This window comes from Psychromonas sp. MME1 (genome assembly GCF_041080865.1).
Lineage (GTDB): Bacteria > Pseudomonadota > Gammaproteobacteria > Enterobacterales > Psychromonadaceae > Psychromonas.
Genome location: NZ_CP160906.1, coordinates 2040275 through 2063020, shown reverse-complemented (window position 1 = coordinate 2063020; position 22746 = coordinate 2040275). Strand labels below are relative to the sequence as shown.

General features: G+C 40.5%; 23 protein-coding genes and 1 pseudogene. 16 read left to right on the top strand and 8 right to left on the bottom strand.

Features of this window, described 5'->3' with window-relative positions; all coding sequences use genetic code 11:
* Nucleotides 1-116: 116 nt before the first annotated feature.
* The 8 genes and pseudogenes from flgB to AB2N10_RS09400 all read left to right on the top strand — a co-directional run bounded on the left by flgB (nucleotide 117) and on the right by AB2N10_RS09400 (nucleotide 6634).
* Complete coding sequence (gene flgB, locus AB2N10_RS09435; protein ID WP_354623912.1) at nucleotides 117-518, top strand: flagellar basal body rod protein FlgB; 402 nt, start codon at nucleotides 117-119, stop codon at nucleotides 516-518.
* A gap of 21 nt (nucleotides 519-539) precedes the next feature.
* Nucleotides 540-959 carry a flagellar basal body rod protein FlgC gene (flgC, locus tag AB2N10_RS09430; protein WP_354623913.1) on the top strand — a complete coding sequence of 140 codons (420 nt, stop codon included), beginning with the start codon at nucleotides 540-542 and terminating at the stop codon, nucleotides 957-959.
* 10 nt (nucleotides 960-969) lie between these two features.
* Nucleotides 970-1668, top strand: a complete 699-nt coding sequence (locus AB2N10_RS09425; protein WP_354623914.1) for a flagellar hook assembly protein FlgD — start codon at nucleotides 970-972, stop codon at nucleotides 1666-1668.
* 12 nt (nucleotides 1669-1680) lie between these two features.
* A complete protein-coding gene (flgE, locus tag AB2N10_RS09420; RefSeq protein ID WP_354623915.1) occupies nucleotides 1681-3078 on the top strand; it encodes a flagellar hook protein FlgE in 1398 nt (465 codons plus the stop codon).
* 156 nt (nucleotides 3079-3234) lie between these two features.
* The gene (locus tag AB2N10_RS09415; RefSeq protein ID WP_354623917.1) at nucleotides 3235-3981 is read left to right on the top strand and encodes a flagellar basal body rod protein FlgF; all 747 of its coding nucleotides are present in this window, start codon (nucleotides 3235-3237) and stop codon (nucleotides 3979-3981) included.
* Nucleotides 3982-4037: 56 nt separating this feature from the next.
* Nucleotides 4038-4825: pseudogene (flgG, locus tag AB2N10_RS09410) on the top strand (flagellar basal-body rod protein FlgG).
* A gap of 11 nt (nucleotides 4826-4836) precedes the next feature.
* On the top strand, nucleotides 4837-5508 hold the full coding sequence (gene flgH / locus AB2N10_RS09405; RefSeq protein WP_354623920.1) for a flagellar basal body L-ring protein FlgH: 672 nt from the start codon (nucleotides 4837-4839) through the stop codon (nucleotides 5506-5508).
* A 25-nt stretch (nucleotides 5509-5533) separates the two neighbouring features.
* On the top strand, nucleotides 5534-6634 hold the full coding sequence (locus AB2N10_RS09400; RefSeq protein WP_354623921.1) for a flagellar basal body P-ring protein FlgI: 1101 nt from the start codon (nucleotides 5534-5536) through the stop codon (nucleotides 6632-6634).
* Between the two features lie 69 nt (nucleotides 6635-6703).
* Here the strand turns inward: AB2N10_RS09400 and AB2N10_RS09395 are convergent, their stop codons facing one another.
* Nucleotides 6704-8023: a Na+/H+ antiporter family protein gene (locus tag AB2N10_RS09395; RefSeq protein ID WP_369434662.1), complete on the bottom strand. Its 1320-nt coding sequence runs from the start codon at nucleotides 8021-8023 to the stop codon at nucleotides 6704-6706.
* 155 nt (nucleotides 8024-8178) lie between these two features.
* Between AB2N10_RS09395 and flgJ the strand changes: the two genes are divergently transcribed.
* The 5 genes from flgJ to AB2N10_RS09370 all read left to right on the top strand — a co-directional run bounded on the left by flgJ (nucleotide 8179) and on the right by AB2N10_RS09370 (nucleotide 14826).
* Nucleotides 8179-9183: a flagellar assembly peptidoglycan hydrolase FlgJ gene (gene flgJ / locus AB2N10_RS09390; RefSeq protein ID WP_354623922.1), complete on the top strand. Its 1005-nt coding sequence runs from the start codon at nucleotides 8179-8181 to the stop codon at nucleotides 9181-9183.
* On the top strand, nucleotides 9176-10417 hold the full coding sequence (gene flgK / locus AB2N10_RS09385; RefSeq protein WP_369433747.1) for a flagellar hook-associated protein FlgK: 1242 nt from the start codon (nucleotides 9176-9178) through the stop codon (nucleotides 10415-10417). Before flgJ ends, flgK begins: the two co-directional genes overlap by 8 nt.
* Before the next feature lie 83 nt (nucleotides 10418-10500).
* The gene (locus AB2N10_RS09380; protein WP_369433746.1) at nucleotides 10501-11247 is read left to right on the top strand and encodes a flagellar basal body rod C-terminal domain-containing protein; all 747 of its coding nucleotides are present in this window, start codon (nucleotides 10501-10503) and stop codon (nucleotides 11245-11247) included.
* Nucleotides 11248-11384: 137 nt separating this feature from the next.
* A complete protein-coding gene (gene flgL / locus AB2N10_RS09375; RefSeq protein ID WP_369433745.1) occupies nucleotides 11385-12887 on the top strand; it encodes a flagellar hook-associated protein FlgL in 1503 nt (500 codons plus the stop codon).
* A 265-nt stretch (nucleotides 12888-13152) separates the two neighbouring features.
* Nucleotides 13153-14826, top strand: coding sequence for a flagellin (locus AB2N10_RS09370; protein WP_369433744.1), 1674 nt, complete (start codon nucleotides 13153-13155; stop codon nucleotides 14824-14826).
* A 96-nt stretch (nucleotides 14827-14922) separates the two neighbouring features.
* Here AB2N10_RS09370 and rrtA read toward each other — a convergent pair whose 3' ends face one another.
* A complete protein-coding gene (gene rrtA, locus AB2N10_RS09365) occupies nucleotides 14923-15513 on the bottom strand; it encodes a rhombosortase (protein ID WP_369433743.1) in 591 nt (196 codons plus the stop codon).
* Nucleotides 15514-15540: 27 nt separating this feature from the next.
* On the opposite strand from rrtA, the gene AB2N10_RS09360 reads away from it, so the two are divergent.
* Together AB2N10_RS09360 and arfB are read left to right on the top strand one after the other, a co-directional pair.
* On the top strand, nucleotides 15541-16161 hold the full coding sequence (locus tag AB2N10_RS09360) for a tRNA-uridine aminocarboxypropyltransferase (protein ID WP_354623933.1): 621 nt from the start codon (nucleotides 15541-15543) through the stop codon (nucleotides 16159-16161).
* The gene (arfB, locus tag AB2N10_RS09355) at nucleotides 16161-16577 is read left to right on the top strand and encodes an alternative ribosome rescue aminoacyl-tRNA hydrolase ArfB (RefSeq protein ID WP_354623934.1); all 417 of its coding nucleotides are present in this window, start codon (nucleotides 16161-16163) and stop codon (nucleotides 16575-16577) included. Before AB2N10_RS09360 ends, arfB begins: the two co-directional genes overlap by 1 nt.
* Here the strand turns inward: arfB and AB2N10_RS09350 are convergent.
* Together AB2N10_RS09350 and queC are read right to left on the bottom strand one after the other, a co-directional pair.
* The gene (locus AB2N10_RS09350) at nucleotides 16574-18916 is read right to left on the bottom strand and encodes a fatty acid cis/trans isomerase (protein ID WP_369433742.1); all 2343 of its coding nucleotides are present in this window, start codon (nucleotides 18914-18916) and stop codon (nucleotides 16574-16576) included. The genes arfB and AB2N10_RS09350 overlap by 4 nt on opposite strands.
* Nucleotides 18917-19033: 117 nt before the next feature.
* Nucleotides 19034-19696: a 7-cyano-7-deazaguanine synthase QueC gene (gene queC / locus AB2N10_RS09345; RefSeq protein WP_354623937.1), complete on the bottom strand. Its 663-nt coding sequence runs from the start codon at nucleotides 19694-19696 to the stop codon at nucleotides 19034-19036.
* A 71-nt stretch (nucleotides 19697-19767) separates the two neighbouring features.
* Here queC and queE point away from each other — a divergent pair, with 71 nt between their 5' ends.
* Complete coding sequence (gene queE / locus AB2N10_RS09340) at nucleotides 19768-20445, top strand: 7-carboxy-7-deazaguanine synthase QueE (protein WP_354623938.1); 678 nt, start codon at nucleotides 19768-19770, stop codon at nucleotides 20443-20445.
* Here the strand turns inward: queE and AB2N10_RS09335 are convergent.
* The 4 genes from AB2N10_RS09335 to lptE all read right to left on the bottom strand — a co-directional run bounded on the left by AB2N10_RS09335 (nucleotide 20442) and on the right by lptE (nucleotide 22676).
* A complete protein-coding gene (locus AB2N10_RS09335) occupies nucleotides 20442-20771 on the bottom strand; it encodes a nicotinate-nicotinamide nucleotide adenylyltransferase (protein ID WP_369433741.1) in 330 nt (109 codons plus the stop codon). The genes queE and AB2N10_RS09335 overlap by 4 nt on opposite strands.
* 35 nt (nucleotides 20772-20806) lie before the next feature.
* A complete protein-coding gene (locus AB2N10_RS09330; RefSeq protein WP_369433740.1) occupies nucleotides 20807-21097 on the bottom strand; it encodes a nicotinate-nicotinamide nucleotide adenylyltransferase in 291 nt (96 codons plus the stop codon).
* 6 nt (nucleotides 21098-21103) lie between these two features.
* Nucleotides 21104-22108, bottom strand: a complete 1005-nt coding sequence (gene holA / locus AB2N10_RS09325; RefSeq protein ID WP_369433739.1) for a DNA polymerase III subunit delta — start codon at nucleotides 22106-22108, stop codon at nucleotides 21104-21106.
* A gap of 94 nt (nucleotides 22109-22202) precedes the next feature.
* Entirely contained in the window at nucleotides 22203-22676 is a 474-nt protein-coding gene (gene lptE / locus AB2N10_RS09320) for an LPS assembly lipoprotein LptE (protein WP_369433738.1), read from the bottom strand.
* Nucleotides 22677-22746: the final 70 nt, after the last annotated feature.

Below are 22746 nucleotides of genomic sequence, written 5' to 3'. Positions count from 1 at the left end.
TGTTTATTCATCTTGTATGGCGATGTTGCCATACCAACTCATAAAATAATTGAAAAAAATCCCATTTAATAATTTTTGGCCTACTATTTGCATTTGTTCGTAGAGAGGAGAAATTTATGGCGATTAACTTTGACAAAGCACTCGGTATTCATCAACACACGTTAGGTGTGCGTGCCCAACGTTCTGAAATATTGGCGAGTAACCTAGCGAATGCAGATACCCCTGGATATAAAGCGCGTGATATTAACTTTAAAGATGCATTGGCTAATGCGACATCACGTACTGGTGTTTCATTAACTCGTACCAATGATAGTCATAAATTTGCTCAAAGTTACTCCATGGCTCAGGCTGGTGAAATGTATCGAATCGGCAATCAACCCGATACGGGTGACGGCAATACCGTTGATGCAGAAGTGGAGCGGAATTTATTTATGAAAAATAGTTTAGAGTATCAAGCCAGTTTAGATTTTTTAAACAGCAAAATTTCAGGTTTGCGCAAAGCAATTAAAGGGCAATAACAGCTTGTTAGGAGTATCACTATGAGTTTATTAAGAGTATTAGATGTATCCGCAACAGGTATGAGTGCGCAATCTGTACGTTTGAATACAACCGCAAGTAATTTAGCTAATGCTAATAGCGTTAGCAGCAATAGAGATGAAACATATCGCTCACGTCAGCCAATTTTTGCCGCAGAATTAAACCGCGCTAATAGTGGTTTAAGTAGTAGTGTTGGCGTTAAAGTACAAGGCATTATTGAGAGTGATGCGCCTTTGCAAACGGAATACGCTCCGAATCATCCTAAAGCTGATCAAGATGGGTTTATCTATCATTCCAACGTTAATGTCATGGAGGAGATGGCGAATATGATTAGTGCTTCTCGTTCCTATCAAACTAATGTTCAAATTGCCGATGCAGCCAAACAGATGTTAAGTCGCACATTACAAATGGGCAAAAGTTAAGGGGTAATCTATGGCATCAATTAATAATTACAGCTCATTAAATTTAAACGTTCCGTTAACGCCTGAACAAGTTGCTGCGAATAAAGCGGTCGATGCACAACAGCAACTTAATCAAGAAGATTTTTTTGCTTTGCTTTCGCAACAGTTGGCTTATCAAGATCCTTTCAAACCGGTTGATAACTCAGAAATGATTGCACAAATGGCTTCATTTACTACTGCTGAAGGCATTACCACCATGGGTAATGAATTTGCGGGAATGAAAGCGGTATTAAGTTCTAGTCAAGCATTAGAAGCTTCTTCATTAGTTGGTAAAAAAGTACTCATTCCAAGTAATCAAGCTTACTTGGATACCGAAGGTGGAGCATCCGGATCAATTAATACTGCGACAGGTGCTTATAACGTCATGGTTACCGTTGAAGACTCATCAGGGAATATTATTCGCTCTATTAGTTTAGGTGATATTGGTGCGGGTAATAAAGGTTTTTCATGGGATGGCTTAGATTCTCAAGGGAATAGAGCACCAGAAGGACAATATACTTTAAAAGCTAACGGTGTTGTTAATGGGCAAGGTGAAGAGTTAACAACAGCGTCATACGCACACGTACAAAGTGTTAGTTTAGGTGGCGGCACTGCTGGGGTTAATTTAAATCTTAAAGGCCTAGGTGGTATTAAACTTACAGATGCAATTGAAGTTGCAGAAAATAAATAAGAGGGAATAATTATGTCTTTTAATGTTGCATTAAGTGGTATTGCTGCGGCTCAAACGGATCTCGATACAACGGCAAATAATATTGCCAATGTCGGTACCGTTGGTTTTAAAGAATCTCGTGCAGAATTTGACAGTGTTTATGCAAATTCACTATTTTCTAATAGCAAAACTAAAACAGGTGATGGTGCTTCTATTGCAGCCGTTGCACAACAGTTTCATCAAGGAAGCTTGAAATTCACACAGAATCCATTGGATTTAGCGATTACTGGTAGTGGTTTTTTTGCTACCTCAGGAAACATAGGAGATAGAGATTTAAGTTATACGCGAGCAGGTACTTTCAAACTTAATAGTGAGAATTTCATTGTCGATAATAGTGGTAACTATCTACAGGCATTTCCTGTTAACTCGGATGGTAGTTCTTCATCGGTAAGTTTAAGTACAACTGAGCCTATTCAAATTCCTGAAACAGCAGGAACACCAGTATCAACAAGTCAGCTTGGTATTACCTTAAATTTACCTGCTGGCGATCCGACTCTTGATCCTGCTAATTTTGATCCACAAGATCCTGCTACTTATAATAATGCCACTTCGATAACCATTTATGATTCATTAGGGCAATCACATATTGCCAGTACCTATTATATTAAACCTGAAAATGCTTCCTATACTGGAACGAATCAGTGGATTACTTTTATGACTGTTGATGGTATTCCGGTCGATGCCTGGGATAAATCCGCAGTTCCTCCTGCTGAAACATCAGGCGTCTATGATATCGATGCCGATGGTGATGGCTTGCCTGATGGTACGCCGCAAACGGCTACTTATACCGATGCGGCAGGGGTTACCCATACTGGTATTGTATTGACCTTTGATGACACTGGTGCCTATAGCGGATCAGATCCTGCAGATTTAGATTTTGAGCCACTTGGCGTGAATGGAGCTGGGGTATTGCCTCCTGGTGCCGATGGTAGTCAAGCGCTTAATTTAAATTTTAGAGAACCAACACAGTTTGCGTCGTCATTTGAGGTAACGGCGTTAGAGCAGGATGGTTTAACCGTGGGACGTTTAACGGGTGTTGAAATCGGTAGTGATGGTTTAGTAAAAGCGACCTACAGTAACGGTACTTCTCAACCTCTCTCACGTGTCGCTATTGTCCGTTTTCGTAATGAACAAGGTTTGACACAAACGGGATCGAATTGGATCGCTTCACAAAATTCAGGTGATCCAATTGCTGGAGAGGCCGCTTCTGGCTCCTTTGGTGCGATTAATTCGGCAGCTTTAGAGCAATCAAACGTCAATTTAACGACAGAGCTGGTTGATTTGATCACTGCACAGCGTAATTTCCAAGCCAATTCGCGTGCATTAGAAATAAATAATACCTTACAACAGACAATCCTGCAGATCAGATAATTTATTTACTGCAACTTACCCCCAGAAGCGCACCTTTTTAGGTGCGTTTTTTTTGTTTGCTTACCTGCTTCTTATATATTGGCATATATGTTGCTTTAATTAGTTGTAAATCTCTATTAAAAAATCGCACTGCCCGTGCTTGTTTAAGGAATTAAAATGGATAACTTTCTTTATATCTCAATGTCAGGTGCCAAAGAGAGTATGAATGCTTTGGCAATCCATGGTAATAATTTAGCAAATGCCAATAAAACCGCTTTTAAAGCGAGTTTTGAACAGGCTCGCAGTATGCAAGCTTATGGTCAAGGCTTGCCTACGCGGGTGTTTTCAATTACCGAAGAGCCAGGGCAAAATTTTGACAAGGGGACGTTGCAAATGACCGGACGTGAGCTTGATGTTGCCATTCAAGGGGATGGCTGGCTTGTGGTTGAATCGCAGCAAGGTGGGCAAGCGATGACGCGTGATGGAGGTCTAAATCTTGATCCAACGGGTTATTTAATTGATTCTAAGGGTAATCAAGTTGTTGATATACAGGGCGGACCCATTTTCATTCCGCTCCCTGTAGAAAAATTTAGTATCCGCAGTGATGGTATGGTTGAAATTCTTCCATCTGGCGCACCCGCTGAAGCGATGGAAGAAATCGCGCAGATTAAATTAGCGAATCCAAATAATGCAGATATTGTACGTGGCAAAGATGGTCTATTTAGACGGATAGACGGTGCTGAACCAATTGAAAGTAATCAAGTGCAGCTGATAAGTGGTTCACTTGAAGCATCTAATGTGAATCTCGCGAGTGAATTAACCAGTTTAATTAACTTGCAACGGCAGTTTGAGATGCAAATTAAAATGATGAAAAAAGCGGAAGAGATGGACAAAGCGTCTGAATCTCTACTACGTGTTGTTTAACTTAGCCTACGGCGCAGTGTAAACAATCACTATTAAAGTATTTAAGGAGAAAAATTATGCATCCCGCTTTATGGATAAGTAAAACTGGATTAGATTCCCAACAGACGAATGTGGCTACTATTTCTAATAATTTGGCGAATGCCAGCACTGTCGGTTTTAAAAAGAGTCGCGCCATATTTGAAGACTTACTCTATCAAAATATTAATCAGCCAGGCGCCAGCGCTTCTGGAACAGTAAGCTACCTTCTGGATTAATGATTGGGGCGGGTTCTAAAGTCGTTGCAGTACAAAAGAATTTTTCACAGGGTAATGTGCTCACAACCAATAACTCTTTAGACATTATGATAGACGGTAGCGGTTTTTTCGAAATAGAGATGCCAGATGGTAGCTCTAGTTATACACGTAATGGTCAATTTCAGCTTAACGAAGATGGCATTATTGTTACCCCTGGTGCGGGCTACCCACTTTTACCTCAGGTACAAATTCCGGCTAATGCACTCTCTATTAGTGTTGGTGCTCAGGGTGAGGTCTCGGTACGTATTCCTGGGCAAGCAGAGAATCAAGTGGTGGGGCAGTTGAATGTTAATGATTTTATTAACCCTTCTGGCCTTGAGCCGATTGGTGAAAATTTATATACGGAAACCGGAGCCAGTGGCGCGCCACTTCAAGGAGTGCCCGGTAATGATGGTATGGGTTTTTTACGTCAAGGGATGTTAGAAACCTCTAATGTTAATGTGACCGAAGAGTTAGTTAATTTGATTGAGAGTCAACGTGTTTATGAGATGAATTCTAAGGTAATTTCAGCAGTTGATGAAATGCTATCCTACGTCAGTCAACAGCTATAATGGAGGATATGATGCGTAAATTGATAATATGTTTAAACTTAATGGTACTGGCTGGCTGTACTTCGTTACCGAATCAAGCCTCGAAAGATGATCCTGAGTTTGTTCCTGTTGAGCCGATTGAAGCTGATTATAACGTCGCTGCAACGGGATCTCTGTTTCAAGATAGCTATGCTAATAATCTCTATTCAGATATTAAAGCACATCGAATAGGTGACATTATCACCGTCTATTTAGAAGAGGCAACCACGGCAAAGAAAAAAGCAGGGAGCAGCCTAGAGAAGAAAAATGGGTATGATTTAACGGTCGCAGAATCTGACCTGCCTCATTTTGGAAAAGTTTCTGGAGCAAGTATTGGTCTCTCAGGAAAAAGTAAATTCGAAGGTGATGCAGATGCCGACCAAAGCAATAGCTTAAAGGGGAGTATTACCGTCAATGTGACGCGAGTTTTGAGTAATGGTAACCTTGAGATCCGCGGCGAAAAATGGTTGATGCTCAATAATGGAGAAGAGTTTGTTCGTATCAAAGGGGTTATTCGCTCTGAGGATGTTCGTTCAGATAATTCAGTGTCATCGATGCGAGTTGCTAATGCACGTATTCAGTATGGTGGTACGGGCGATTTTGCTAATACTCAACAACAGGGCTGGTTAACTGCATTTTTCAATGGCCCATACTGGCCAATTTAATGTACTTAGCAAGTAAGGGTAAGATATGAAACTATTAACAAAATTATTATTTACTAGCCTGTTGATTGCATCAGTCGGCAATAGTTATGCAGCGCGTATTAAAGATTTAACCAGTGTGCAAGGCGTTCGTAGTAATCAGTTGGTTGGTTATGGTTTAGTGGTTGGTTTACCGGGGACTGGTGAAAAAAGCAGTAAATTTACTGAGCAATCCTTTGCGACAATGCTGCGTAATTTTGGTATTAATATTCCTGAGGGTGAAAGCTTAAAAATCAAAAATGTTGCCCCAGTGGCAATCACGGCGGAATTAAAGCCTTTTACTAAAGCGGGTCAGAAAATTGACGTTACTGTCTCAGCGATTGGGGAAGCAAAAAGTTTACGTGGTGGGGAATTGTTACAAACCTTTTTAAAAGGGGTTGATGGTAATGTGTATGCGCTTGCCCAGGGGAGTCTTGTGGTTGGTGGTCTTGGTGCTGAAGGTGCCGATGGTTCAAAAGTGGTGATTAACACGCCAACAGTAGGGCGGATCTCTAATGGGGCTATTGTTGAACGTGAGATAAAATCCTCTTTTTCACAGGGTGATAGTATTACCTTAAATTTACATCAATCGGATTTTACCACGGCAAAACGAATGGCCGATGTTATTAATAATCTGGTTGGTCAGAACACGGCAACCTTATTGGATGCGACTTCAGTTAGAGTACTTGCACCGAGAGATCAATCTCAGCGAGTTTCTTATCTTTCTACATTAGAAAATTTAGAAGTTGAGCCTGCTCGTGCTAAGGCAAAGATCATTGTTAATTCACGGACTGGCACCATTGTTATTGGCCAAGATGTTAAATTATTACCTGCGGCTATCACGCACGGTGGAGTGAGTGTTACCGTGAGTGAAAATAAAGAGGTGTCGCAGCCAAATCCCTTTGCGGGAGGGAGAACGGAAACGACAGATAATAGTACAATTAATATCACGCAAGAAAACAGCCGTATGTTTAAATTTGATTCAGGCGTCAGTCTTAATGATTTAGTGCGAGCTGTAAATGAAGTTGGTTTAGCACCGGGTGATTTAATGGCGATTTTAGAGGCATTAAAACAAGCTGGTGCATTACAGGGCGAGTTAATTATTATTTAATCAGTTAGCAAGAACCATTGTTAACTTGCTAAAAAGGGGAAGCAGTTAGTCGCTTTCCCTTTTTGCTTTTTATAAGCTCATTGCCGCAATCCAACCAAATATAATGAGTGGTAAATTATAGTGAATAAAAGTTGGTACAACACTGTCCCATATATGGTCGTGATTATTATCAGCATTTAACCCTGAAGTTGGCCCAAGCGTTGAGTCAGAGGCGGGTGAACCGGCATCTCCGAGTGCAGCTGCTGTGCCGACAAGGGCAATAATGGCCATTGGCGAAAAACCAAAGGCGATGGCTAAGGGAACATAAATAGTTGCAATAATTGGAATCGTGGAAAAAGACGAGCCAATTCCCATGGTGACTAATAAGCCAATAATAAGCATTAGTAACGCGGCTAATGGTTTGTTGTCGCCGATGCTTGTTGATAGCATTTGCACTAATGTTTCGACTCCTCCAGAGGCTTTCATCACCGCTGCAAAACCTGCTGCAGTGATCATAATAAAGCCTATCATTGCCATCATATGAACTCCTTTAGTAAATACATCTTGCGTCTCTTTCCACGCAATAACGCCACCTAAGGTAAACACCATAAAGCCAGCTAAAGAGCCGATGATCATTGAGCCAGACATTAATTGAATCGCTAATGTTGTGATAATAGCGACAGCGGCAACGATCAGATGACTTTTTTGTAACTGTTTTTTTTCCGCTTTTATGGGGGTATTCGTTGGCGTGTAGTCACGAGGTTTACGGTAACTGAAAAATACCGCAATCAATAATCCAGTCAGCATGCCTAATGCGGGAAGTATCATCGCATAGGGAACTTGGTCTGCGGTTACCTGTAGACCATTATCATATAAGTTTTTTAATAGAATATTATGCAAAAAAATGCCACCAAAACCGACTGGTAGAACCATATAGGGAGTCACTAACCCAAAAGTCAGTATACAGGCAATTAAGCGACGATCTAAACGCAATTTATTAAACACTTCTAGTAGTGGCGGAATCAAAATTGGGATAAAGGCAATATGTACAGGAATGATATTTTGCGAAGAGATAGAGATCAATAAAATGACACTGAGTAGTATGTACTTAATGACATAGGTTAGATGATCAGGGTGTCTGCCGTGAATACGCTTAATAATCGTTTGCGAAAGTAAATCAGTGATGCCTGATTTCGATATTGCCACGGCAAATGCACCGAGCATGGCATAGCTGAGGGCAATGGTTGCGCCACTGCCAAGTCCACCTTCAAAAACAGCAACGGTGTCTGTCAATGACATACCCGCACTTAACCCCCCTATCATGGCACTTAATGAGAGGGCGATGACCACATTTACCCTCATTAAAGAGAGGGCAAGCATGACTGAGACAGACAATAAAACAGGGTTAATCATAGTGAGTCCAAGGTTATTTTAAAAAAGTGAAGTTTACGCGACTATTACATGTGCTAAAAGTGAATAAACAGAGATATTTTAATAACGACAGGTTTGTATTTTTGGCACTTTTTTTGCTTTGTTTAGTTAAATGAAAATTAACGGGGCTGACAATGGCTAATCAAGCAGTGACGCAAGCGAGTAATTACTTTGATTTACAAGGGTTAGATCAGTTGCGTCAAAAAGCACAAGGTAATAGTAAAGAGTCGATTCGTGAAGTTGCTAATCAATTTGAATCGATGTTTGCCACTATGCTTATAAAATCAATGCGTGAAGCTAATGAAGCCTTTGAAACAGATAGTCCTTTTAATAATAAACAAACTAAATTCTATACAGACATGCAAGATAAACAACTCGCCCTTGATATCAGTCGTCACGGTTCACTCGGCCTTGCAGATGCCTTGGTGAGACAGCTTGATCCGAATTCCATTGTTACGCCAAAATCACTGCCAATAGAGCAGTTAAACATGCCTAATAGTCAACTTGATAAAATGCATTCATTAGAAAAAGAGGCGTTGATTAAGGAATTTAATAAACCAGATCAATCTCGTTTTGCTACGCAATTTGTTAAGTCGCCAGCGACATCAGCTAATATTTCAACAGATTCGGCTAATAACGCTCCTGAGTTTAGCGGCAAAACATCCTTTATTAATACCCTAATGCCATACGCCAAAAAAGTGGCACAGGCATTAGGTGTTTCTCCTGCTGTTTTAATTGCACAATCTGCATTGGAAACGGGCTGGGGGAAAAAAATAATTAATAAAGATGCCAATCAAAGTAGTTTTAACCTTTTTAATATTAAAGCAAATAAAAGCTGGCAGGGCGATAAAGTCAGTAAAGATAGCTTAGAAGTTGAAGATGGTATTGGTATTAAGCGTCGTTCGGACTTTCGTGCCTACGAAAATATTGCCGCTAGCTTTGCTGATTACCAAGATTTTATCGTCAACAATAAACGTTATAAAGGGGCGCTAAAAGAAGGCGCTAATAGTGAACATTATATTGAATCGTTGCAGCAAGCAGGGTACGCAACTGATCCTCAATATGCTGAAAAAATAAAACAAATCATGCGCAATGAAGAGTTCCAACAGATTATTGCAGGAGACGATTTTAATGGCTGATCTATTTCAAATTGGTTTATCGGGCATCTATTCATCACAAGCGAGTCTTGCGACGACTGGTCATAATATTGCTAATGTGAACACGCCTGGATATTCTCGGCAATCAGTGGAAGTCGCGACGGCTGGTGCGGATCGTTATGGGGAGTATTTCCTTGGTCGCGGTTCGATTGTTAACGGTATTGAACGTGCCTATGATAAATTTGCCTTTAACGAAAATGTTATCAATACATCACAATTTGGCTATGCGAAAGAGGTTTATGCCCAGTCAAGTCAGATGGATATGTTACTTTCCACTGAAGGCACATCGGTTACAAAACCGGTATTAGCGACATTTGAGTCGATTAATAATGTTGCTGATCACCCTAACATGCTTGAGTCTCGACAAGTATTTCTTGAATCAGCGACTAATATGATAAACCAATATAACCGTCTCTATGAAAATATTGATATCCAATATAATAGTATTAATACTGATATTAGTAATACAGCTAAAGCAATTACCACCATTGCGGATAATTTGGCGAATATTAATAAACAAATCTCAGCTGTCTTAGGGAGTGGCGGCAGTAATAATGCTAATGACTTAATGGATCAACGCGATCAAGCCATTACCGCATTAAGTGAATACGTAAATGTTTCAGTGGTGCCTGCTGATAACGGTATGATTAATGTGTACATGGGCAGCGGGCAGGGATTGGTGATGGGGGCTGAGTCACTTAATATCGTTTCTATCAATGGTAATCCAGATCCCTCTCGTAAAGAGCTTGCTATTAATATCAATGGTAGCCTTGTGAGAATGGATGGCGAAAGGTTAGGCGGCAAGGTAGCGGCAATGTTTACCACGCGTCGCGATGTGGTTGAACGTGCTTTTAATCAGTTAGGACAAAATATTATTGGTTTAACCCACTCAATTAATGAGCAGCAAAAGCAAGGGCAGACTCTCGACGGTGCGATTGGTGATAATCTGTTTAATGATATTAATTCCATCGAAACGATGCAAAAACGTGTCTTATCCCATAATGATGGGTTGGGCAGTGCGCAATTAAGTTTACGTGTTGATGATCTTAGCCAATTGAGTGCCGATGAATATGGGTTAGTGGTCAATAGCTATGATACGACAACGCCTCCTGGTACGATTGAATTTACAGTCACCAATGCATCAACGGGCGAGTCACAAATATTAACCGTTGACCTAAGTTCACAGAGCGTATTGATATTCCCAATAGCGGCTTAAGCTTAGGGATTGATGCTATTATTGCCACTGATCCCCCCCAACCAGGCAAAACATTTACCCTTAGACCAACCCGTTTAGCAGCAATGGAGGCGAGTTTAGTCGAAACGAACCCTGCTAAAGTTGCAGCTGCCGATGCACAGATAAAAGCCAATGCGGGTGAGACGAACAGCGGAGATGCCACAATGCGTGTTTCTGCATTGAATAACAGCGCAGATCCGCTTTATATGGATGCCGATAACCCATTACAGATTAGTATTACCAGTAATATTGCGGGGGTGATAACCTATGAAATTGTCGATAAAAATGGCACTCCCGTTACTTTGCCTACAGGCTCTACTGGCAATTTTGTGCCCCCTAAAGTTCCTGGCGACGTACTGACTGGATTGACGGTGACGCCAGACTTACTCACAGGAAAGGCGATATTTAATTTTGCTGGTATTGAAGTTGAATTGGAAAGGGGGCAGCCTGCAAGCGGTGATACCTTTGACTTGACCTACAATGAAACGGGCGATGGTGATAATCGTAATATTCTCGCGATGGGGGAATTACAGAACAAAAAAATAATGAATGGTAATAAGGCAACATTTCAAGATGTATATAGTGGCATGTTAGCGGAATTGGGGGCAAAAACATCCAATGCCGATATATCGATGCAATCAACGGCGATACTAAAAAACCAATCCTATGAGCGTTTGCAGAGTATCAGCGGTGTTAATATGGATGAAGAGGCTGCTAATTTATTACAATATCAACAGCATTATAGTGCCGCTGCGCGTGTTATATCCGTTGCGGGGGAGCTTTTTGATACCATTTTACAAGCTGCCCGTTAAACATTTCTGATTCGGCTAGCAATAGCTTTGCAATTGCTAGTTCACCTCTCTTGCCTTAGTTTTTTATATTGGCTTATTTCTTGCATTTATTCTGGTTAGGTTGAGTTAATGGCTCATAATAGAATAAAGAGGCTAATATGCGAATTTCCACCCAAGTGTTTTATCAACGTAATACAGAAAGCGTGATGTCGCAGCAGACTAAGTTGAGTCAACAAAATCTCCATTTATCTACTCAAAAGCGCGTTATTACGGGGGCTGATGATCCCGTTGCGATAGCGACTATTCAACGTTTGAAGCAAGATATTTCTCTTGGTGAACAATATATTAAAAATGGTGAGATGGCTGAAACGTCTAATTCATTAGAAGATACGGCGCTTTCTCAGGTGACGAATATTCTACAACGTGTTCGTGAATTGATGGTAAGTGCTGGTAATGACACTTACAATCAAGAAAACCGTGAGGCAATTGCGCAGGAATTAGATAACTTACGAGATGAATTAATTGGTGTTGCTAACTCTAAAGATGGTAATAGTCAGTATATTTTTTCTGGTTTTCAGGTTGATACACAGCCTTTTCAAGAAAATGAATTTGCTAGTATCGATTACCATGGTGATAGCGGTAGTCGTGATTATAAAGTGGGCACTGGTGTTTTTGTTGGAGGTAATACGCCTGGTTCAACAATATTTACCGATATCCCTGAAGGAAATGGTACGTTTGTCTCCAGTGGTAATCCGCTTAATGGCGGATCTGGTGTTATTGATGCCGCTTCTGTTATTGATAGCAAAGCCTCTAAGGGGTTTTTGCAAGAAGATTATACCATTGCTATTAGTGAGGCTACGCCTGGTGCCGATCCCGATTATTCTGTGTATGGCTTAAAAGCGGGAACGGTTACTGGTGATGCGAAAATAACATTGCAGTCAGTAGATGTTAACAATGCAGGTTTTGCTGGTTTTGATCCCGCAAAATTTGATCCTGCTGCAGCATCTAACGGGCTTGACATAAGCTTTATTGCAAATGCTGGACTTATTGATGTCTCTATCGGTGGTGTTATTGCTTCTCCTTCCTTTGATCCTGCAAATACTGAAGCGCAGACTGTTTCTGTGAATGGATTTTCATTTGAGATTGATGGTATCCCTGATTTGACCGATACCTATAAAATCAATAAATATGTTGAGCCAACGCCTTATCAAGAAGGCCAATCCATTGAGTTTAATGGTATTAAAACCGAGCTAAAGGGGGAGGTGGAAAATCTTGATAGTTTCACATTACGTCAAAGTGACACAAAGGATATTTTTGCCACTATCAAAGATGCTATCGATACCTTAAGAATACCGGGAGAAGATAGTGTGGCGAGATCTCAACGGGAAATGGGGCTAAATATGGCCCGTCACCAAATTGACAATACCATGAGTTCAGTGTCAAACGTTCGTACCGCGGTAGGGGCTCGCATACGTACTATAGAAAATCAGCGCGAGTCGACACTTGATTTTAATTTAAGCAGTCAAAAAACATTATCAAATTTAGAAGATTTAGATATGGCTGCTGCTATTAGTGAATTTCAACAACAGATGAGCCTATTAGAAATCACTCAGCAAACCTTTGTGAAAATGCAGGGATTAAGTCTTTTTAAATTATTGTAAAGAACAATAAATTGACAAAAAAAGAGGCAATTGATTGCCTCTTTTTTTTTGCTTCTTATTTAATCAGTCAAAAAACAGTCTCTCATTTTCTCAATTTATCAATTAGGGTTAATGTAAGTTATTGTTTTTATTTAGATTACTTTTGTTTTGAAAACTTGGCATGAAAATCGCTTTATTACGAGGGAGAGTAAAAGTTGACGGCAATTAAAACAATAATTGCCTATTTCCCCCGCAAAGGGATTGCAAAGAAATTAAGGAGGAGCCCATGGCTCAAATAATCAATACCAACATAATGTCGCTCAATGCACAGCGCCAATTAAACAAAAGTCAAATTACCCAAAACCAAGCGATGGAACGTCTATCTTCTGGTTTACGTATCAACAGTGCCAAGGACGATGCCGCAGGTTTAGCTATCTCAACGGGGATGCAGTCACAAATTCGTGGTATTAACCAAGCGGTACGTAACTCAAACGATGGTATCTCGATGGCGCAAACCGCCGAGGGGTCGATGGATGAGATGACCAACATTTTGCAACGTATGCGTGAGCTTTCCGTGCAAGCTGCGAATGACACTAACTCTGCATCAAATAAAGCCTCTATTCAAAAAGAGGTGGATCAACTTTATACCGAATTAGATCGTATCGCCACAACCACCCAATTTAATGGGACAAATTTATTAGATGGCTCTAATGCCTCAACCACTTTGCAAATAGGCGCGAATTCTGGTGAAAATATCACCTTTAGTATTGCTAGCGTGACCACTGCCGAACTTGGCTTAAATGGCGGAGTTAATAAGGGCGATCTCAATGGTGGTCGAATTCTTGATAGTGTCGCAACGGCGGATGGTGCTGTTGCTATTAATGGCGTTGATATTGGTGCAATAGCTGCCGGTGGTGGCGCTGCTGAAATGGCGCGAGTCATTAATCTTGAGACCGCTTCTACAGGGGTAACCGCTGATGCCTATAATGTGGTTGAAGGACAATCGGGCACCAATGTAACAGGGATCACCAGTGGTTTGCAGATTACCATTGGTAACGGCACCGCGGTGACGCTTGCAGCGACATCTTCCATGGAAAACTTAGCGGAAACCATTAATCGTGACGTTGAAGGATTAAAAGCAACAGTGGGAGAAGATGGTCAACTCATTTTAAATAATGATAGCGGTGAAACTATCACCATCGCTGGCGCTGGTGCTACTTCTGGCTTAGAAAACGGGACCTTTAAAGGTTACTTAGGTTTAACCAGTCAAAATGCAGAACCTATTGGCGTTGATTTAGGTACAAATGGGGTCGCTACAGAGACGAAAAATTTAGGTTTTATGGTGACCAATGGCTCTGCTGTACTGGGTGAAACTCCTACGGGTGGTGCGATTAATGAAGCGGATGCGATTACGATTAATGGTGTGCCATTAATTTCTTCGGGCGCAGCATTAGCAGATCAAGTCAATGCCATCAATAAATTAACTGAAGAAACGGGCGTGATCGCCACAATAAGTGGAACTGAAATTTTACTTACCGCTGCCGATGATGGTGATATTGTTGTGGCTAGTCACGCACCAACGGAAGCGGCTAAAGCAACGGCACTAGATAAATTAGGCATGATCGATGTCGGTGGTACCTCTGTGACTGAATTAGGATTAAGTGTGACCACTTCAAAAAATGCGGTCAGTAGCCTTGATAAAATAGATGTTGCTTTAGATAAAATATCCGATTCACGGGCTAACTTAGGTGCGATTCAAAATCGTTTGAGCTCTACTATCTCTAACCTTGAGAATGTTTCACAAAACTTATCTGCATCAAATTCGCGTATTCAAGATGCCGATTTTGCTGCTGAAACATCGAAAATGAGTAAAGCGCAAATCTTGCAACAAGCAGGTACCTCTATGCTATCGCAAGCAAACGCAAGTTCACAAAACGTATTATCATTGCTACAGGGCTAATAGTGATATTACAGGTAGTTAGTCGTTAATCGCTAATTACCACAGGTAAAATGGGTGAAAATTTCTTTGGTTTTTACTCTCATTTTCTCCGATGGTTCACCCATTTAAAGGCAGCTTTGGCTGCCTTTTTCTATTTATGGCTGCCAATAAAAAATAATAAATGAGCCCCGCGATAGCGCCGTATAGATGGGCGTTAACCAGCACGGGGGCGGCAATTAAATCAATGGTACTTTGTTGCGCACCAAAAATTTGCTCATAAAAAATTTTAATCACAAAACCTGTTCCTAATAAATACCCCCAGCGATCTTTATTTTTGATATCACTTATCACTCCATAACTAAATAATCCGTGTAACACCCCAGATAAACCGACATACCCTGTAACTGTTGGCTCTAAGAAAAACAGACAAAGACCAATAAATAGGCTATTAAATAGGAGAAGGGGCAATACCTTAACTTCTTTAAAGGTGTCGATAAAAAGTCCGAGCGTAATAAGTAAACCGATTAAATTGAGGCCAAGGTGATTGAAATTAGTATGGCAGAAAGTTGCGCTGATGAATCGCCAATACTCGAAATGGGTAATAGCATTGTGATAATATGCCAGAAGCTGACTAGCTTGTGGCTCAAATATATAAACTAATATCGATATTGATATGATGAGCGTAGTTTCAATAGCAAGATTTCGCATCCGTTTCCTTTATTGCTGTGAGAATTTATGACCAAACGAGTCGTGTGCCAACGTTGTTTAAAAGCACAATCTGCATGTATTTGTGCAACGATTAAAATGATTGATAATCAACACTTTTTGCACATATTGCAAGATCCGAGTGAAGAAAAAAAAGCAATCGGCACCGCCAAAATACTAGCGTTATCGTTACAGCGCTGTGAAATTACTACTGCTAACTTGTTTGACGAAGGTTTATTTGATATTGATAACAGTTATTTATTGTTCCCTGATGAGGCGGCAATTCCTGCCGATAGCTTAATAAATCAGGCCAATATTAATTTTGACAGTCATTTTATTATTCTCGATGGTAGTTGGAAAAAAGCCTATAAACTATTAATGAGCAACCCTTTTTTGCAAAAATTACCGAAAGTGGCGATAACAGGGACAGAGAGTAGCCATTACCGTATCCGTAAATCACCGCGTGAAGATGGTTTATCGACGGTCGAAGCGGGTTACTATTTACTTTCTCAATTGGAAAACGAAAGTGAAAAATATTTGCCTTTGTTGGAAAGTTTTAATGCCATGATTGATTATCAAATATCCAGAATGCCAGAGGGGACTTATAAAAAACATTATCTTGATAAAAATAGCAGAGAGACAGCCTCATAATGTTAAAAATTACAGCGGGTGTGGAGATAGCGGACTGGCAAATTGAGTTGAGCGCAATTAGATCGCAGGGAGCAGGTGGGCAGAATGTTAATAAGGTCTCTAGTGCCATTCACCTTCGTTTTGATATAAACGCTTCTACATTACCGCCATTTTATAAAGAACGTTTACTCAAATACTCCGATTCGCGTATCACCGCTGATGGTGTGATTATCATTAAAGCGCAACAGCATCGTACTCAAGAAAAAAATCGTAGTGATGCATTGGAACGCTTAAAAACGTTAATTTTGGCCGCGGTGGTTGTGCAGAAGGCTCGACGAGATACCAAGCCAACGCGAGGTTCTCAGCATCGGCGTATGGATAAAAAAACAGCGCGCGGACAAATTAAAGCGATGCGTAAGAAAAATTTCGACGCTTAGCGATTATCTAAGCGATTATAATCAAACAAACCGGAGTTAATCGCATCACCTTGTTGATATAAGCGATGAATTGTATCGCTCACCTCCCAGAAGTTTTTACTACTGCGGCGAACTCCATATTTATCCAGTAACTTCGCATAACTTTCGGCATCAGCGACTGCGGCAAGTTGTTGACTAAATGCTGCTTGCTGTGAAGCCTTGAACGCAAAAATAGTTTCAGGGTAGTTACTTAATAAACCCGTATATATTTCAGCGGTATCTTGATCGGGAAGATGCATTTTTTCTGCACGAAACAAGCTAGAGACATTTTTATGAGCGTTGTGACGTATTAAACTAAATAGTTGCTCTCCTTCATTGGCATCTTCAACTAATATAAAGCTCGCCTGTGATAATTGCTGAACGGCGTGGTTTGGTAAATGATTCAATCTCGCTAAGGGCTCATTAACGAGATCCAATCGTTGTTTATCGCGTTGTGTCGTGCTTAACGGCTCTTGGTAGTGTTGTTTTAATTTGTTAAATAACTCTTTTTTCGGGTTACTTGTTACATAGGTTAAATTATTTTGTTTATGTAAGAAAAAACTATTTTCATCAAAGTAAGTTTTTAAATCTTTATTAGCGTCAAGGTACCAACTATTAATTTCATCGGTGCGGTTGCCAATCGGAAGTAGGGTGATGAAGTCCATTTCACTTTCAATTCTTAAAAAGTCCATATACAACCGTGTGGTTAATTCATGACCTACTCGCCCGTAAACATCATAGCCTGCAACTAATAGGTAATGAATTCGTTCTAAAATGGGGTAGTTAATTAACCATGCTGTTTTAGGGTGGGGACCCTGTAACCCTTTTACTACTTGAGCATTATCTGCATGCCTAAAAATAGTTAATCCAGCATTTTCATTACCGTTCCAGATACCATTTAGACCGAGGTATTGATCTATTTTTTTGGTACTTTTTAAGGCAGTGTCCTGTGCGGCAATGTATTTTTGTTCTAATTTAGAGAATTTATGCCAAGTGGTAAGAGCGAGATGATTTTCACTATAGTCCGATGGTAATTGCAAATTTTCTGCTTGCCCCAGGATAAATTCGTCATACGCCTTTGAATTTGTTAGTTCTGGGGCGACAAAAAAGACCCAAAACTTGTCTCGTATAACATTTAAGGCGATTCGTCCTCGGCAAACGGGACCCTTAATAAATCCCATAATCGTAAAGTGAGCTTCATCGAGCATAAATTGATAACGGGAATGTGCAGGGATAGCTGCAAATGTGCTGAACGGATCGTACCCCTTTTCGTAGCTTGGTAGATTTTCGACGCTAAAATGAGCTTTATAGAACAATGCATTCCAACGTGCTAATTTATCCTTGTTCAGTGCATAGGGCATATGTGTTTTTGTTAATATGGTTTCTGTATCGCGAAGTAAGCGATAGTAAAATTGATCAACGGGTGGTTTTGTGTAGGGGCGTCGCGTTGCAATTTCATCCACGTCTGTTCCTGGTGGCGTTGTTGAACGCACCAATCGGAAAAATATCGGTTGCTTGTTATTGTCTGTAGTCTGTTCTGAAAAATAGATATGCGCTAAAAACAGATGTTCATAAATATAGCGGCTGATTAGTTGCGATTTATTATCCTTGCCATTTAATAACATCTCCCATTTTTCAATTTCAGCGAGCATATTGTCATTGAGTGCTATTGGTTGTGCCATTGGTGCGCCTTGACTAATCCACTTCTCTATTTTTTTAAATTCGCTGTTACTTAGCTGTGGTAGGCCATAGGGCATGCCCGCAAGTGGTTTGTCTTCCGCGTAGCTAGCAAACTCTTCGATACTTGGGCATTGCTGCTCTCTATCTAAAGAAAAATCAAAATCATCGGGCAGTACCGCGACATTTGGAAGCGGATGTTTCATTTTCTGTACTAGTAGTTGATATAGCACACTGCCTTGCAAGTTTGCGGTCGGTGTCTGATCTCGTTCATTTAATATGGAATTGAAATGATTATCGCGCCACGCTTGCGTTGTTTTATGATCGATAAATAATCGAGTAGGTTCAGTTTCAAATAGACGAGTGGCATAAACACTCTCGATTGAGGTGCCTCTATCTATCCCCTCTGGTGAGGTGAGTTTTAACTGGCAGGGGGCATCGTAACAGCCATGGCAAACAACGCAGCGTTGATCAATTATAGGCTTTACTTGTGTTAGGTAATCAATAGCGAGGGGGTCATCGTTAGGGCGTATGCGATCGCGGACTTGCGGTGTGCCATAATCTTCATTCATCTCTTTTGTGGTATCTGAACAAGAGAAGATAAAAAGAGTGCTTAGTACTATCAAGAGCTGCCGTAATAGCATTGCTAGAGTCCTTTCGTTTGATGTGTTGCTTTATAGTAAATGACTACCGATAATTATAGCGCCTCCTTTATTAATGAAAAATTAATTCAAGCTAAAGGGGGCGAATTTTACAACTGATTATGCTTCGTACGCAACGGGATCGGTTACACCATTAGCAGCGAATGCATGGAGTCGCTCCAGACAACTACCACAGTGACCGCATGCTTTTTCTCGGCCATTGTAGCAAGTCCACGTATTGATATAATCTAGTCCCATCGCTAAGCCATCTTTTAGAATACCAACCTTGTCGCTATGTAAATAGGGAGAAAAAATTTCCGTTTTTTCATAATTGGCGACTGCGGCCACATCGTTCATTTTTTCGATGAATACGGGGCGACAGTCGGGATAAATGTCATGGTCGCCAGAATGTGCGCCGTAGTAGACTTTTTCTATCTTTAATGAGACGGCATAACCAATCGCGAGGGAAAGCAAAATCATATTACGATTGGGTACGACCGTTGAGACCATGTTATCTTTTTGGTAATCACCAAGTGGGATATCTATATTGCTATCGGTGAGTGATGAACCACCAATAAGTTCGTTAATAGCAGATATATCGATCACTTTATGGTTGATGCCAAGATCGGCACACACTTTTTTTGCCGCTTCAATCTCTTTGATATGGCGTTGTCCATAATCAAAGGTTAATGCATATGGCGTAAATCCTTGCTGAATCGCTTTGTGCAATACGGTGTAAGAGTCCATGCCACCGGAGTAAATTACGACAACTTTTTTATTCATAATACTTGTGTTTCCTGTTCTATTAACTTATAAGTCCGAACAAATTTTTATTAGCGGAGTATAATACGCGAATGCATAGCAACTATAAAGTAAATGAATTATTTCAAACTATCCAAGGGGAAGGTCATTTCACTGGCTTGCCTGCTATTTTTGTCCGTTTACAGGGGTGTGATGTTGGCTGTGCATGGTGTGATACAAAAAATACTTGGCATATCGATCCCGATAAAGAGACACAGTTAACTAATCTGACGGATCAAAGTAATGATTCCGATTGTTGGGCGGGCGTCACTGCACAGGATATTATTGATGAGATTAAACGCTTAGGTTATAGCGCGAATTTGGTGGTGATCACAGGTGGAGAGCCCTGTATGTATGATCTTCGTGAATTGACAACACTATTACATCAATATGCTTTTCAAACACAAATTGAAACCAGTGGTACACATCCTATTTTAGTGGATGATAGAAGTTGGGTGACGTTATCGCCTAAAGTCAATATGCGTGGCGGTAAGGCCATTCTGTCGAGTGCACTTGAGCGAGCCAATGAAATTAAGCATCCCGTGGGCACTGAGCATGATATTGCGCAACTCGATGAGCTATTAGCATCATTAATATCGATACAGAATAAGGTGATCTGTTTACAACCTATCTCACAAAAGAGTAGAGCGACAGCGCTTTGCAGTCGCGTCTGCATTGAACGAAATTGGCGATTGTCGGTGCAGGTTCATAAGTACTTGGGGATAGATTAATCTCTTTGGTAAAGACCCTGCTGCTTAATATATTGATGAACGGCCTCTGGCAGTAAGTAGTCAATAGGCATCTTGTTTTTTAGTAATTGACGAATTTGCGTTGATGAAATATCAAATTGGCTAGTTGTTTGAAAGTATATTTTACCGCAGGGTAAATTATGTAAGGTCGCGATATCATCACAGCGGCAGCGTTCCACTAACGCTTGTATGGTTTTATTGAATAGTTGCGTTGTTCCTGGTCGCTCACTAATCACTAAATGGCAGTAGTTAAGTATCTCCTGCCATTGATACCACGAGTCAAAACTTTGTAGTGAATCCATGCCCATAATAAAACAGATTGGATTATTAGGGTGCTCTTTTTTTACTCTTTGAGCGTATCAATAGTATAACTTTTAGCGTGTCGATTTAGCTCTCTGGTATCTATCTCTATATTGGCTTGATCTTGTATTGCTAAACGCACCATCTCACTGCGCTGTTGTGCATTGGCTTGACTGCTCTTTTTATGTGGCGCGATATGATTTGGCATGACATAGAGTTTTTGTAACGCCAGAGCAGTACTGATTTCGAGTGCAGGGCGAAGGTGGCCAAAATGGATGGGATCAAAGGTACCGCCTAAAAATCCAATCGCGGTTTGTTGATTATATTGATTCATCTATTGCTACTCTTTACTAAAAAATGATCTGCTGATGGCCTCAAGTTGTAGCCAGTTATCATCGCTATTATCCACTTTAATGGCAATTTCTAATTCGGCACAGCAATTGAGTGTCTTTTCAAGTTGAGCACTACTCAGGCGTGTTAATGCATCCGTAATAAGCTGTTGCTTAGTTGCCCAGAGCATCGGTTTTTGCTGTTTAAATAGTTGTGTTAATGGCGTATGTTGGCGCTGATAACTTAACTTAAGTAATTTAACAACCTCATTATTAAGGGTGGCACTTAACAGCAGAATCTCACTGCCTTCTGCTTTAAGTTGTTTGAATATACGCGTCGCGCGAATTTGATCACCAGCTAGTAAGCAATCTATCCATTGAAAAAGGCTGTAATGATTATGTGTCGTAATCGACTGCTCAACTTGCTTTAACGTTAAGTGTTGCTTTGGGTAAAGTAAAGAGAGTTTTTCAAATTCTTGTTTTGCCGCTAATAAATTGCCTTCAAAGTGGGTACAAAGATAGTCAATGACCTCTTTGTCTGCGTGTAAGTTTAACGCCTTTAAGCGTTGGAACATCCACTGGGGTAGCCTATGTGCAGCGGGAGTGTTGGTGGAAATATAGATACCTTGTTGCTCAAGGGTTTTAAACCAAACACTATTGAGTTGTTGGCTATTAAGTTTTGGGCCTTGCAAAACTAATAATATATCGTCGTTAATGAGCGTGGTTATTTCACGGATAAACGCGGTGTTTTCTTTACTTGTTTTAGTAAAGCTAAGCTCAATAATTTTTTTTTCTGAAAAAAGAGAGTGGCAATTAAACTCATTGTAAATAAGGTCACCTGAGAACTTCCCGTCCAAGCTGAAGGAGAAGGTCTCCATAAACCCCGCTGTTTTGGCAACCCGTTGAATTTGATCTCGGGCTTCCAAACAGAGCAGTGCCTCATCGCCAAAAATCAGGCAGCAATGAGGTATTTTTTGTTTTAAGTGTTGCAGTAACTGCTCAGGATAAATTCGCACAAATAATCACTCGGTTACCGTTGCTTCGGGTAATTTATCTGCATTGTTAATATTTAGGCTAAGCATCGTTGTTATTATGTTATCCGCGGCAATACTACGTAGTTTTGAGTAAGCGCTCTGATTCGCGCGACTTTGCCAATGCTTTTGCTGAATTATCCAAAAAATCACGGTATAAATTAACACTGAACTCCTGCGCTTGATAGCCTGGTGTTTGAATTGAATAATTTAGGTTGTAACTGATTTCTTGTTCAGCATTTTGTGCGTTCACATAAAGTGAGATAGTGCGTGATGAACGACGCTCTGAGTCTATTTTTAAGGTCGCGATATTGGCATCAGGATTAGGGACAAGCTCGATACCTGCACCACGGAGGCGAACCTTAACAAAACGTGCTAAATCACCATTCGGTTCATGCGTTTGCAGGTAAAGTTGCGGATATTTATCGGCTAATCCATCGACATGCTTGAGGTGAAATCCACAGCCACTGAGTAAGAGTGTTGTGCATAAAATAAAAGAGCTTTTGCAGTATCGCTGCTTGGCATATAAGAGGTTACAAAAATAAGAGATCATTAAGAAGCCTTTTCGGTTAGTTAATATCAATAAGATGAGAGTAGACTATTTTTTACTCTCATCTATTGCT